Origin of the sequence: Janthinobacterium glycogeni (assembly GCF_051380725.1) — a bacterium.
In the GTDB taxonomy this organism is placed as follows: domain Bacteria; phylum Pseudomonadota; class Gammaproteobacteria; order Burkholderiales; family Burkholderiaceae_D; genus Janthinobacterium.
In genome coordinates this window covers 392695-406227 of the sequence record NZ_JBNYXP010000006.1, presented here as the reverse complement: position 1 = coordinate 406227, position 13533 = coordinate 392695, and the positions used below count along the sequence as shown (strand labels likewise).

General features: G+C 65.6%; 11 protein-coding genes. 5 read left to right on the top strand and 6 right to left on the bottom strand.

The genetic code is table 11. The annotated features are described in order from the left end of the window. Positions 1 to 83: 83 nt before the first annotated feature. The 3 genes from lipA to pdxR form a co-directional block, all read right to left on the bottom strand. A complete protein-coding gene (gene lipA / locus ACQ4W4_RS16940) occupies positions 84 to 1091 on the bottom strand; it encodes a lipoyl synthase (protein ID WP_101483288.1) in 1008 nt (335 codons plus the stop codon). A 39-nt stretch (positions 1092 to 1130) separates the two neighbouring features. Beyond that, the gene (lipB, locus tag ACQ4W4_RS16935) at positions 1131 to 1835 is read right to left on the bottom strand and encodes a lipoyl(octanoyl) transferase LipB (protein WP_436542964.1); all 705 of its coding nucleotides are present in this window, start codon (positions 1833 to 1835) and stop codon (positions 1131 to 1133) included. Positions 1836 to 1910: 75 nt separating this feature from the next. After that, a complete protein-coding gene (pdxR, locus tag ACQ4W4_RS16930) occupies positions 1911 to 3395 on the bottom strand; it encodes a MocR-like pyridoxine biosynthesis transcription factor PdxR (RefSeq protein ID WP_436542963.1) in 1485 nt (494 codons plus the stop codon). A gap of 138 nt (positions 3396 to 3533) precedes the next feature. Here pdxR and ACQ4W4_RS16925 point away from each other — a divergent pair, with 138 nt between their 5' ends. Then, complete coding sequence (locus ACQ4W4_RS16925; protein ID WP_436542962.1) at positions 3534 to 4733, top strand: multidrug effflux MFS transporter; 1200 nt, start codon at positions 3534 to 3536, stop codon at positions 4731 to 4733. On the opposite strand, the gene ACQ4W4_RS16920 is transcribed toward ACQ4W4_RS16925, so the two are convergent. The 3 genes from ACQ4W4_RS16920 to ACQ4W4_RS16910 form a co-directional block, all read right to left on the bottom strand. After that, positions 4726 to 5022 (bottom strand): DUF493 family protein, encoded by a 297-nt coding sequence (locus ACQ4W4_RS16920; protein ID WP_070257888.1) that lies wholly within the window; start codon positions 5020 to 5022, stop codon positions 4726 to 4728. The genes ACQ4W4_RS16925 and ACQ4W4_RS16920 overlap by 8 nt on opposite strands. Positions 5023 to 5337: 315 nt before the next feature. Beyond that, entirely contained in the window at positions 5338 to 7110 is a 1773-nt protein-coding gene (locus ACQ4W4_RS16915; protein ID WP_436542961.1) for a DUF6600 domain-containing protein, read from the bottom strand. A 103-nt stretch (positions 7111 to 7213) separates the two neighbouring features. Next, the gene (locus tag ACQ4W4_RS16910) at positions 7214 to 7855 is read right to left on the bottom strand and encodes a LysE family transporter (protein WP_436542960.1); all 642 of its coding nucleotides are present in this window, start codon (positions 7853 to 7855) and stop codon (positions 7214 to 7216) included. 193 nt (positions 7856 to 8048) lie between these two features. Between ACQ4W4_RS16910 and ACQ4W4_RS16905 the strand changes: the two genes are divergently transcribed. The 4 genes from ACQ4W4_RS16905 to ACQ4W4_RS16890 all read left to right on the top strand — a co-directional run bounded on the left by ACQ4W4_RS16905 (position 8049) and on the right by ACQ4W4_RS16890 (position 13518). Next, positions 8049 to 8996 (top strand): DUF808 domain-containing protein, encoded by a 948-nt coding sequence (locus ACQ4W4_RS16905; RefSeq protein WP_436542959.1) that lies wholly within the window; start codon positions 8049 to 8051, stop codon positions 8994 to 8996. Between the two features lie 84 nt (positions 8997 to 9080). Further along, the gene (gene yiaA, locus ACQ4W4_RS16900; RefSeq protein ID WP_436542958.1) at positions 9081 to 9512 is read left to right on the top strand and encodes an inner membrane protein YiaA; all 432 of its coding nucleotides are present in this window, start codon (positions 9081 to 9083) and stop codon (positions 9510 to 9512) included. Positions 9513 to 9556: 44 nt separating this feature from the next. Then, a complete protein-coding gene (locus ACQ4W4_RS16895) occupies positions 9557 to 11665 on the top strand; it encodes an EAL domain-containing protein (RefSeq protein ID WP_436542957.1) in 2109 nt (702 codons plus the stop codon). A 194-nt stretch (positions 11666 to 11859) separates the two neighbouring features. Then, entirely contained in the window at positions 11860 to 13518 is a 1659-nt protein-coding gene (locus ACQ4W4_RS16890) for a methyl-accepting chemotaxis protein (RefSeq protein WP_436542956.1), read from the top strand. Positions 13519 to 13533 lie beyond the last annotated feature (15 nt).

Below are 13533 nucleotides of genomic sequence, written 5' to 3'. Positions count from 1 at the left end.
GTACAGGATGTTGTACATCACCTCAATCAGGCAAAAAAAACCGCCCGGCTAAAGCGGACGGTTTTTGATACGGCACAAGGTGCTTAGAAATTCAGCGCCGATTCCACGCCGGCGCTGTGCGCCTGTTCATCCGCGTGGTACGAGCTGCGCACCATGGCGCCCACGGCCGCGTGGGTGAAGCCCATCTTGTACGCTTCTTCCTCGAACATTTTGAAGACGTCCGGGTGCACGTAGCGGCGCACGGGCAAGTGGCTGTTCGATGGCGCCAGGTACTGGCCGATGGTCAGCATGTCGATGTCGTGCTCGCGCATGTCGCGCATCACTTGCAGGATTTCCTCGTCCGTCTCGCCCAGGCCCACCATGATGCCGGACTTGGTCTTCACGTCCGGGTACATGGCCTTGAAGTCTTTCAGCAGCTTCAGCGAGTGCATGTAGTCGGAGCCGGGACGGGCTTCCTTGTACAGGCGCGGCGCCGTTTCCAGGTTGTGGTTCATGACGTCAGGCAAGCCATCCTTGAACAGGTCCAGGGCTTTTTCCAGGCGGCCGCGGAAGTCGGGCACCAGCACTTCGATGCGGGTGTTGGGCGACAGGGCGCGCGTTTGCTGGATGCACTCGACGAAATGGCCGGCGCCGCCGTCACGCAAGTCATCGCGGTCGACGGAGGTGATGACGACGTAGTTCAGGCGCAGCTTGGCGATGGTTTTCGACAGGTTGGCCGGCTCTTCCTTGTCCAGCGGGTCCGGGCGGCCATGGCCCACGTCGCAGAACGGGCAGCGGCGCGTGCACTTGTCGCCCATGATCATGAAGGTGGCCGTGCCCTTGCCGAAGCACTCGCCGATGTTCGGGCAGCTGGCTTCCTCGCACACGGTGACGAGCTTGTTTTCGCGCAGGATATCCTTGATTTCATAGAAACGGGTCGATGCCGAGGCGGCCTTGACGCGGATCCAGTCCGGCTTTTTCAGGCGCTCGATCTGCTCGATCGGCACGATCTTGATCGGGATGCGCGAAGTCTTGCTGGCGCCTTTTTGCTTTTCGCTCGGGTTGTAGGCGGGAGCGGCGGGGGCGGTGCTGGAAATGGTCTCAGAAGTCATGGCTGCAAGCCCTTGAGGGGCAAAGTTTGGTTTGTTTGCTCAGGCATCCGCTGCCTGAGGCGCGCCTGCGGCGCTGTGTACTTCGCTTACATCGAGTAATACGGTCAATTCATGGGCCAGGGCCCGCTGCACCTCGGCCAGCGGCACCGACACGCCCATGCTGCGCATATCCACCGTCTTCAGGCCGGAATAGCCGCAGGGGTTAATCCAGGAAAACGGCGCCAGGTCCATCGCCACGTTGAGCGACACGCCATGGTAGGTGCAGCCGTTGCCGCGCACTTTCAAGCCCAGCGCGGCGATCTTCGCACCCTTGCTTGGCCCGCCGGCAATATAGATGCCAGGCGCGCCATCGATGCGCTCGCCAGCAAGATTATACGCCGCCAGCACGTTGATGATGGCTTGCTCGATTTTATGCACGAACTGGCGCGCATACAGCTTGCCGCCCGGCTTGTTGCGGCGCAAGTCCATCAGCAGATAAATCACCACCTGGCCGGGGCCGTGGAACGTCACTTCGCCGCCCCGGTCCGTCTGCACCACGGGGATCGCGTCCGCGCCGGCCAGCAGATGGCCGCGGTCGGCCGCCAGGCCCAGGGTAAACACGGGCGGATGCTCGACGATCCACAGTTCGTCGCGCGTGTCCGTCGTGCGCGCGTCGGTAAAGGCGCGCATGGCGGCAAAGGTCGGCTCGTAATCGACGCGGCCCAGCTCGCGGATCAGCGCCGTTTCGGTGCGGGTGGTGGTCATGACAGATTCTGTAATCAGCTGCCGGCGCCCTGCGGACGCTGCGGCGAAGCCGTGATTATAAGCCAGGCCGGCGTTTCATTCAGCCGGGGCGGCCTCGTCATTCTCGGCAGGCAGCAGCAACCTGCCCAATTTTTGCGCAGCGTGGCGCACCTGGGCCAGGCTCAGGGCCGTGTAACCGAGCAGCACGGCCGGCGCCAGCCTGGCGCTGTGGCAAAAATCGCCAAGCGGCTGCAGGGCCAGCCCCTCTTGCGCGGCGCGCGCGCAAAACGCCCGCTCATCGCTGTCCGGCGGCAGCCACAGCACGCAATGAAAACCCGCCTGCTGGCCCGTGACCGTATAGCGGCCCGTCGCCGTCTGTTCGAGACAGGCCAGCAGCAGGTCGCGCCGCTCCTTGTAGGCCAGCCGGGCCTGGCGCAGATGGCGCACGAAGGCGCCTTCCTCCATCCAGGCGGCCAGCGCCAGCTGTTCCGTCACGCCCACGGAGCGACCCGTCAACTGCACCATGCGCAGCAGCTGCGGGCGCAAGGCGGGCGGCAGCACCACGAAGCCCACGCGCAGGCCGGCAAACAGGGTCTTGTTAAAACTGCCGCAATAAATCACGCGCTGGTACTGGTCCAGCGCCTTCAGGGCCGCCAGCGGCGCGCTCTGGTAATTGAATTCGCTGTCGTAATCGTCTTCCACCACCCAGGCGCCGTGGTCGTTCGCCCATTCCAGCAGGGCCAGGCGGCGCGTGACGGACATGGTCACGCCCAGCGGCGACTGGTGCGCCGGCGTCACGTAGGCGAGGCAGGCGTCCGTGTGCGCGGCCAGCGCGGCGCAATCGATGCCTTCGGCGTCGACGGCGATGTCCACCGGCATGGCGCCGGCCAGGGCGAACAGGGCGCGCGCGGCCGGGTAGCCCGGCTCTTCCAGGCATACCTTGTCGCCATCGCGCACGATGCTGCGTGCCAGCAAGTCGATCGCGTGGCGGATGCCGGTCGTGACAACGATGTCGTGCGGGTCGCAGCGGATGCCGCGGTACTTGGCGAGGAAATCGGCAATCTGCTGGCGCAGCTGGGGCAGGCCGGCAGGATCGGCGCTGCACAGCTGCTCCGGCGTGGCGGCGGCCAGCGCCCGCGTGGCGCACTTGGACCAGGCGGCCATGGGAAACAGGCTGGCGTCGGCGCGCCGCGCCACGAAGGGCAAGCCGTCGCGCACGCCCGTGTCCGAGGCAGGCGCGGGCACGCTGACCGGCGCGGCCGGGGTGGTATCTGCAAATCCTGCCATCAGGAAGCGTTCCGGCACCACGGCGCACACGCGCGTGCCGGAACCGGGCACGCGCATCACGTACGCTTCCGCGTGCAGGCGGTCGAACACGGTTTCGATGGTGCCGCGCGACAACTCCCACCGTTCGGCCAGGGTGCGGCTCGACGGCAGCCGGCTGCCCGCCGGCAGCATCTTCGTCAGGATGGCCGAGCGCAGCGCTTCATACGCGCCATCCTGCTTGTTGACGCCTGCCTGGTCGAGCCAGCTGGTGGGACGAGGCAAGTCCAGGGCGTGCGGTGATTTTCCTCGCGGCATGATAATCGTCCAAGTGGTCCAATGCGTTTTCTGATGAGTGGCACTTCGCATTACACCACAACCATCCTATTCTCCACCGTTCCGGTGCGCCAGCGGTGCGCACGCATGCAGGGACACATGAGAGGATCGTATAAAACAATGCAGAAACACATCGCTTTATGGGCCTGGGGCGGCATCGTGCTGCTGCTGGTCTGCCTGTCGCGCATCAGCATCGACATCTATCTCCCTTCGCTGCCGGCCATGGCCGATGCCCTGCATGCCAGCGATGCCCAGTTACAACTGACGCTGAGCCTGTTCATGGCCGGCTCGGCCGCCTCGATGCTCGCCTGCGGGCCGCTGGCGGACCGCTACGGACGCCGTCCCGTGCTGCTGGCCGGCACGGGCATTTTTGTGCTCGCCAGCATCGTCTGCACCTTCACCAGCGATGTGCATGTGCTGATCGCCGCGCGCGTGCTGCAGGCGTTCGGCGGCTGCAGCGGCACCATCATCGGCCGGGTCATGGTGCGCGACCGCTTCGATCCCGCCACGCAGGCGCGCATGCTGGGCAGAATATCGATGGCGATGGGCTTGTCGCCGATCCTGGCGCCGCTGGCCGGCAGCGTGCTCGACGCGGCGTTCGGCTGGCGCGCCGTGTTTGGCGTGCTGTGTCTGCTGGGTGCGCTGTCGCTGTGGCTGATCGCCGCCTGGGTGCCGGAAACCAAGCCGGCCAGCGTCGTGCCACAGGGCAATACCCTGGCGCTGTACTGCCGCCTGCTGGGCGACAGATATTTCCTGCGCTATGCGCTGGCCATCGGCTGCGTGTATTGCACGTATTTCCCCTTCATTGCGGAATCGTCCGTGCTATTGCAAAGGGGCATGCAGCTGTCGCCCAGCGCGTATGCGCTGGTGTTCGGGCTGACGGTGAGCGGCTATATCGCGGGGTCGAGCCTGTTCCGCGCGCTGGGACCGCGCCTGGGCGCCGATCACATGCTGGGCGTGGCGGTACTGCTGAATGTGGCGGGGGCGGCCAGCCTGTTACTGGCCGGGACGTTGGCGCCGCAACACGTGGCGTCGCTGGTGGCGCCCATGCTGCTGGTGATGGTATCGGTGGGCATGGCGATTCCCGCCTGCCAGCTGGCTGTGCTGCAGCCGTATGGCGCACAGGCGGGCAGCGCCTCGGGCCTGTTCTTCTTCGTGCAAATGGCGATCACGGCCGCCTGCGGCGCCGTCATCGCCGCCATCACGGACGGCAGCGAAAAGCCGCTGCTGTGGGTGACGGCGGCGGCCAGCGGCGCCTTTGCCGCCGTCTGGCTGCTCACGAAGAGCCGGGCCAGCGTGGCGGCAGCCAGCCTTACATGACGATCTTGACCATCGGATGGCCCGACAGCGCCATGTACAGGGCGTCGAGCTGTTCGCGGCTGATGGCGCGCACGGTGACGGTCAGGCCCGTGTAATTGCCCTTGCCCGATGGACGCTCTTCCATGCGGCCCGCATGGAAGGTCGGATCGTGGCTGATGACCAGCTCGAGCATGGTCGGCGCGAAGTCGACATGCGTCGGACCCATGATCTTGATGGGAAAATCGCTCGGGTATTCGATCAGCGATTCGCTGGGAGGAATCGTCACTTCGGTCGGTGGGGTCGTTTGCATGGGAAATCCAATCAGTGCCGGTCAGAACAGGCAGCGCTTATCGCGCGGCGGCTGCATAAAGGCGTATTGTAGCCAACTTTGGCAGCGCCTGCGCCGGCCGCCATGGCCCCAGGGGCGCGGAAAAAAAAAGCCAGCTGGGTAAGCTGGCGAAAACTATTTCGTTTGGACAAAATAGCCGGAAAAGTCGATGCTGTCACTTGGAGGATAAGCAGTGGCCGTACTGTAGCCAAACCACGGCGGCTTTACCTCCGGTATGTGACGAACTGCGCATTTCGCGGCTTGAACGTCGATACGGCGCGACAGGCGGCACGGCCGTCAGCGCTCCACTTCCTGCATCCGGCCATTGCGGCCGGGACCGCCACGCTCGTTGTTGCGCTCATTGCTGCGTTCACGCGGCGGATTGGGACGCTCGGCGCTGCGCGCCTCCTGGGCCGGACGGGCGGCAGGAGCCGGCATCGGCGGCGGCGCGGGCCGCGGCTGTACCACGGGCGGCGGCGCGGGCATGGAAACCGGCGGCGCCGTCTGCAGCACCTCGCGGCGGGGGCCACGCTCGGCGCGGGGCCAGTCGGCGCGGGGCCGCTCCTCGCCACGCCAGCCAGGACGGGCCACATGGTCATGCACCGGTGGCAAGACCGGCATCGCCGGCATCACGGGCTGCGCCGGCATGGGCGGCTGCTGTGGCTGCTGCGGCTGGGCCGGTACGGGCGGGCGGTTCGGCTGCAGGGGATGCGGCGCCAGATGCGTCTGGCCATCGTCCGTCTGCAGGCGGCCAGGGCGGCTGCCCCAATCGCGCCGGGGCTCCCGGTCGCCGCGCGGCGCATCGGCTGGACGCTGCCAGTTGCCCGCCGGCGCAGGCGCCGTGCTCAAGGGCAAGCTTTGCATGACGGGCGGCGGCATGGTGGTGCGGTTGCGGCGCGGCACGTCGACCGTGCGCGCGCCGCCAAAACGCTCGCCCGGCAGCATCGTCATGCCTGCACGCCGTTCGCGCTCACCCCGCTCACCCATTACCGGGCGGCGTCCTTCGGCCACGCGGTTGATGCGGCGTTCATAGTCCGCGCTGGCGCGGTAGCCGGGCACGTAGCGCTCGTGCGGCGACAGGGGAAACCAGCCCACGCCGGATCCCGGCCGCTGGCCGTGCTGCTGCCAGTGGTTGCCGCCGACCCAGCCCACCAGGGCCGGCGCCCACGGCACGCGGCCGCGCTCGCGGCCGGGCGCCCAGCCCCAGCGGTGGCCCAGCAGCACCCAGCGGCCGTAGTGCGAGGGCGCATAGCCCCACGGCGCATTGTCGACCCAGGTCCAGCCCCACGGCGCGATCCACGTCCAGCGCCCGTCGCTGTACGGCGCCCAGCCGACCGGCACCGCGCTGGGCAGCCACAGGGGCCCGTATTGCGCATCCTCCTGCCAGGCGCCGTAGCGGTCCAGCTCTTCATAGCCGGTGGTATCGTCCGTGACATAGCGCAAGGCTGGCGCTGCGGCGGACAAGGCTTCGGGCCAGTTGTCGAACGCCACGCGCTGCACCGCGCCCGTGCGCAATTCCTCGTCCGTCAACTCGGCGCGCTTGCCGGCACGCAAGGTCACGCTGCCCGTCGCGCCATCCACGTCGGCCGCGCCGTCGAGCACGCTGACGACGCTGGCGCCGGGCTGGCGTCCTGCCTCGATGCGCACCCAGCCGGGCTGGGTCAGGATCACGCGGGCCTGGGCCGTAGTCAGCTCGAAGCCGCGCAGCGCATCGGGATTGCGCACGCGCACGCTGACCGTGCCATAGCCGAGGTGCAGCTTGAAACTGTCGTCATCGAGTTCGCTCACTTCCAGCTCGGAATCGCCATCGAGGCGCACGGCGGCCGCGCCCACGCGAAATTCCGCCAGCGCACCGCGCCGGGTAGTCAAGCGGTTATCCGTCGTGACGGGCCAGTTCAGCAAGGCGTTTTGCGCGTCGCCATCGCCGGCGCGCACCAGCACCTGCCCTTCGACGGTGGAAATGCGCCCCACGCGGGCGGGCGGGTCCTGCGCCAGGGCCAGGGTGCACGCCGACGACAGCAGCACGGCGCACACGGTGTTGAGAAAAGGGGAAGACAGGATAGGACGCATGGCAGCGCTCCAGGCAGGACTACAAGGAAGACATGCTATCGATTACATCCGCATAGTGCCGGCATCGCAAGCGGGCTTACAAATGTTTGCATATTGACTTCGTTCAGGATGCCGCCTGGCTGCCGCGCTTGACGAAGAACAGGGCCGCGCCGACGGCCATCAGCAAGCCGCCAAAGAAGCGGTTCTGCTTTTTCACGGCGCGCGCGTCGCGGAAGAAACGCTGCATCGAGGACGCTAAAAAGGCATAGCTGTGCATGACGATCTGGTCGATCGTGCACATGGTGACGGCCAGGATCAGCAATTGCGGCAACAGCGGAGACGTCGGGCTGATGAATTGCGGCAACACCGCCACCATGAAGATGATGCCCTTCGGATTCGTCACGTTGGTCAGAAAACCCGTCAGCACGCGCCGGCGCATCGATGGCACCACGGCGTCGGCATGCAGGTCGCCCGTGACGGCTACCTTGGCGCGCCATTGCGACAGGCCCAGGTAGATCAGGTACAAGGCGCCCACCGTCTTGACGATATTGAACGCCACTTCGGAAGCGAGCAGCAGGGAACCGACGCCGGCGCCGGCGATGCCCAGCACCACCAGCAGCCCCAGTTGCAGGCCGAGGATGGTGGCGCTGGCCTTTTTCACCCCGTACGACAGGCCGTGCGACATCGACAGCACGGCGCCCGAGCCGGGCGAGACGGCGATGATGGAAGCGGCGATGACAAAGGTGATCCAGGTGGCGAAGTGCATGCGGAGTCCAAAAAAATGGTGACGATGAGCAATTTTAACCCGCTCAGTGCGGCCTTGCCGGCTCGCCCTGAGGTAAGATCGCGGTCACGCCTTAGCCACATCGTTCCTTGCCGTACAACCAAGAATAACATCATGAAAAACAACACTTTCCTCGCCCCACGATTTCCTGCCACCGCCATGGGAGCGCGCTGAGATGGCCGGCTCCAGCCTGCTGGCCCTGCTCGACGACATCGCCAGCATCCTCGATGACGTTTCCCTGATGACCAAGGTGGCCGCCAAGAAGACGGCCGGCGTGCTCGGCGACGACCTGGCCCTGAACGCGCAGCAAGTGGCCGGCGTGCGCGCCGAGCGCGAATTGCCCGTCGTCTGGGCCGTCGCCGTCGGTTCGCTGAAGAACAAGGCTATCCTCGTGCCCGCCGCGCTGGCCATCAGCGCGTTTGCGCCCTGGGCCATCACGCCGCTGCTGATGGTGGGCGGCGCCTACCTGTGCTTCGAGGGCTTCGAAAAGATCGCCCACCAATACCTGCACCCGGACGACAGCCATAAGGCCGAGCTGGCGCAGGCGCTGCGCGACCCGCAAGTCGACCTGGTCGCGCTGGAAAAGGACAAGATCAAGGGCGCCATCCGCACCGACTTCATTTTGTCGGCGGAAATCATCGTCATCGCCCTGGGCACGGTGGCCGCGGCCACCTTCGCCGAGCAGGTGGCCGTCGTCGTCGGCATCGCCATCATCATGACGGTGGGCGTGTACGGCCTGGTGGCCGGCATCGTCAAGCTCGACGACGCGGGCTTTTACCTGGCGGCGCGCAAGGGCGCGGGCGCGCTGATGGACGGCGTGCGCGGCTTTGGCCGCATGCTCGTGTCGGCGGCGCCGAAACTGATGAAATTCCTCTCCGTGGTGGGTACCCTGGCCATGTTCATGGTCGGCGGCGGCATCTTGACGCACGGCTGGCCGTGGGCCAGCGGCATGCTGCACCACGCGGAAGAAGCCGTCGGCGGCGTGGCCGGCATCGGCCCCGTGCTGGCGGCCGTCACGCCCAGCCTGATCAATGCGGCGGCCGGCCTCATCGCAGGCGGTCTGGTGCTGGCCGGCGTCACCGCCGTGTCCGCTTTATTGCGCATGGTCAAACCAGGCAAATAAACTTTCTGGTCTGATGAGGCGGCAGGCGCATCCGTGCCTGCCGCCCCGGCCATGCCGGCGGCGCCCGCTGCCCATGGAGACCCTATGCAGACTTCCCCCGCCCCACGCCCCAGCAGCGCCTTTATCGGTGCTTCCTGGGCGGCATTGCTGATTGGCATCGTCACTTACCTGTCCGGCCTGTGGAACGCCAACATGGCCCTCAACGAGAAGGGCTATTACTTCACCATCCTCATGTATGGCCTGTTCGCCGCCATCTCGCTGCAGAAATCCGTGCGCGATCGCGCGGAAGGCATCGCCGTGACGGGGATTTACTTTGGCCTGTGCTGGATTTCCGTGCTGCTGGCCTTGCTGTTATTGACTGTCGGCCTGTGGAACGCTACTCTGCAAAATAGCGAGAAAGGGTTTTATGCGATGGCATTCCTGCTGAGCCTGTTTGCCGCCGTGGCCGTGCAAAAGAATGTGCGCGACGTGGCGCGCGCCTCGGCCACCACACCCGCCGAGCTGCCGGGAACTTAAGCACCAGCGGCGCATCTATCCCTTATCCATGTCGGGAGAGGATGATGGGCGACCAGCAGAAACGTTTGCAGATGGCGCTGGAAGCGGCGCACATGGCGATCTGGGATTCGCGCATCGTCGATGGCCAGGTCATCGACGGCACGGTCAGCTGGTCGGCCAAGGGTGCCGCCTTGCTGGGCCTGGAGGAGCGCCCGCTGACGCAGCCGTTCCGCGTCTTTCTCGACTGCGTGCACGCCAGCGACCGCGACAAGGTGCTGAGCGTGCTGCAGGACGGCGTGCGCCGGCGCGCGGGCTATGCCCTGCAATACCGCGTCATCTGGCCCGACGACAGCGAACACTGGCTGGCGGCCAAGGCGCACGTTTTCATGGATGACGCCGGGCATCCCGAACGCACCCTGGGCATCATCTGGGATATCACCGAGCACATGGCGCGCGAGCTGATGATCGCCGAACGCAAGGAACTGGCCGAAGTGACGCTCAGCTCCATCGCCGACGGCGTCATCACCACCGATCCGCACGGCAAGACGCGCTACCTGAACCGGGTAGCCGAGCAATTGACGGGCTGGAGCAACGAGCTGGCGCAGGGCCTGGACATCGGCCTGACCATGCCGCTGGCCGATGAACGCACGGGCGCAGCGCTCGAGCACGTGGCCATGCGCTGCCTGCAACAGCGCCAGGCCATCGGCATTTCCCCCCACTCGCAGCTGATCACGCGCGAAGGGCGGCGCATCGCCATCGAGGAATCGGCCGCGCCCATCTGGTCGAGCGACGGCGACATCCTCGGCGCCGTCGTCGTGTTCCGCGACGTCAGCCACGAGCGCAAGCTGAGCCAGGAACTGTCGTGGCAAGCCTCGCACGACACCCTGACGGGCCTGATCAACCGGCGCGAATTCGAACACCTGGTGGCCGGCGCCCTGCACACGGCCAAGCAGGCCGGCCACGTGCATGCGCTGCTGTACCTGGACCTGGACCAGTTCAAGGTCATCAACGACACCTGCGGCCACGGCGCCGGCGACGTGCTGCTGCAGCTGCTGGCGAAGATGCTGCAGGGGCGCATGCGCGACAGCGACATCCTGGCGCGCCTGGGCGGCGACGAACTGGGGGTGCTGCTGCCCCACTGCGCGCTCGAGCACGCGCGCCAGATCGGCGACCAGCTGCGCCAGTCCGTGCGCGCATTCCGTTTCGCCTGGGACGAACGCAGCTTCGAGCTGGGCGTGAGCATCGGCATCGTGGAAATCAACCAGGACAGCAAGTCCATGAGCGAGCTGCTGAGCGCCGCCGACCAGGCCTGCTACCTGGCCAAGGAGCAGGGCCGCAACCGCCTGCACGTCTACCAGGAGTCCGATGTCATGCTGGCGCAGCGGCATGGCGAAATGCTGTGGATTTCACGCCTGAACGAAGCGTTCACACACGACTATTTCCGCCTCTACGCCATGCCCATCGTGCACCTGCACGACGGCCCGGAACACCACGACGAAGTGCTGATCCGCATCCGCAACAGCAAGGGCGATCTGATCCTGCCCGGCGCCTTCATCCCCGCCGCCGAACGCTACGACATGATGCTGTCCATCGACCGCTGGGTCATCCGCGCCGTCTGCGCGCATATCCAGAGCGTGCGCGACAGCCTGCCGCCACTCGATGCGCTGGCGGAAAGCCGGCGCCGCGCACCGGCCCTGTATTCCGTCAACCTGTCGGGCATGTCGCTGGCCGACACGGGCTTGCACGACTACATCACCGAGCAGTTCGTGCAATTTGCCATTGCGCCCGAGCAAATCTGTTTTGAAATCACGGAAACGGCCGTCATCGCCAACCTGCCCAAGGCGCAAGTGTTCATGCGCCAGCTCAAGGCCATGGGCTGCCGCTTCTCGCTCGACGACTTCGGCAGCGGCTTTTCCTCGTTCGGCTACCTGAAGGCCCTGCCCGTCGACTATTTGAAGATCGACGGCGTCTTCGTGCGCGACATCGCCACCAACGCCATCAACCGCGCCATGGTCAAGGCCATCAATGAGGTGGGCCACGTGATGGGATTGAAGACGGTGGCCGAATACGTGGAAGACGAGGAAACCCTGGCCGTCATCCGCGAGCTGGGCATCGACTACGCGCAAGGCTACGCCGTGGGCAGCCTGCGCCCGCTGACGGCGGGCGTCGATTAACCCCCCCGGCAACCAGTACCTTTAAAACAATGCCGCATTGCTATCGCTAAATGCGCACAAGCACGACCAATCTGGAGGATTTTGATCTACATCAATAAATTTGCGCAGTCGACTCCTTACACTGATCTCCATTCTTGCAATCGTGCAAGTCTTACTTACCAATTAGCTCTTCAACCGATCAGGAAGCCGCGACCATGCGACAAAATTTGCCAGTGACTAACCGTGAAGTCCTCGTCCAGGACGACCAGGCCATCGTGTCGAAAACGGATATGAACGGCAATATCGTGTACGTGAATCCGTACTTCAGCCAGGTCAGCGGCTTCAGCGAGGCAGAGCTGCTCGGTTCGCCCCAGAACATCGTGCGCCACCCGGACATGCCGGCCGAAGCGTTTGCCGACCTGTGGGCCTCGATCCAGGCCGGCACGCCATGGACGGGCCTGGTCAAGAACCGCTGCAAGAACGGCGATTTTTACTGGGTGCGCGCCAACGTCACGCCCATCCGCGAAGCGGGCAAGACCATCGGCTACATGTCGGTGCGCGTAAAGGCCGACAAGGACCAGGTCAAGGCGGCCGAGGAAGCCTACGCGGCCATCCGCAACAAGGAAGGCGGCAACATCGTCATCAAGCACGGGCAGATCGTGCGCCCGGGCCTGGCCCACCTGCTGCACAACCTGACGCACATGTCGCTCAACCTGCGCATCTGGGCCGCCACCTCCATCGTCAACTGCCTGCAGTTGCTGGTGTGCGTCATCAGCCTGTTCGCCAGCGGCGGCAAGATCACCAATTACGCCATCTTCGGCGCCACCCTGTTCGGTTTCCTGATCAACGTCTTCCTCTGGTACACCTTGCGCATGTCCGTGCTCAAGCCGCTGGGCAAGGCCCTGAACGGCGCGCGGGCGATCGCCGCCGGCGACCTGTCGGGCAGTTTCGAGACGGACAGCACGGATGAAATGGGCCAGCTGCTGCGCGCGCTGCAACAGATGAACAGCAACCTGATCGCCACCATCCGCGACGTGCGCATCAACGTGGAAACCATGGCCGTGGCCACCAAGCAAATCGCCGTCGGCAATATGGACCTGTCGGGCCGCACGGAATCGCAGGCGGCCAGCCTGGAAGAGACGGCCTCGAGCATCGAGGAATTCTCGTCGACGGTGAAACAGAACGCGGACAACTCGGTGCAGGCGAACGAGCTGGCCGTGGCCGCCTCGAAGGTGGCCGTGCAGGGCGGCGAGATCGTTTCCGAAGTGATCACCACCATGGACGACATCAACACCTCGTCGAAGAAGATCGTCGACATCATCGGCCTGATCGAAGGCATCGCCTTCCAGACCAACATCCTGGCCCTGAACGCGGCCGTAGAAGCGGCGCGCGCCGGCGAACAGGGCCGGGGCTTCGCCGTGGTGGCGGGCGAAGTGCGCAACCTGGCACAGCGCTCGTCCGTGGCGGCCAAGGACATCAAGCAGCTGATTGAAATTTCCGTCGGCAAAGTGGGCGCCGGCATGCTGCAGGTGAACCGCGCCGGCGCCACCATGGAGCAAGTGGTCAGCTCCGTCCAGCAGGTGACGGCCATCATGCAGGAAATTTCCATCGCCTCGCGCGAGCAGAGCATCGGCGTCGACCAGGTCAACCAGGCCATCGCCCACATGGACCAGGTGACGCAGCAAAACGCGGCCCTGGTGGAAGAAGCCGCCGCGGCCGCCACGCGCCTGGCGGCAGAAGCCGCCAGCCTGTCGCAAGCCGTGAGCCTGTTCAATTTCGGCAAGATGCCGCCACCGCGCCGCGTCGCCATGCCTGGCGGCAAATCGGGCGCCGCGAACGCCGGCAAACCCGCCATGAAACGCCTGGCCGCCTAAACCTTTCAAGACATA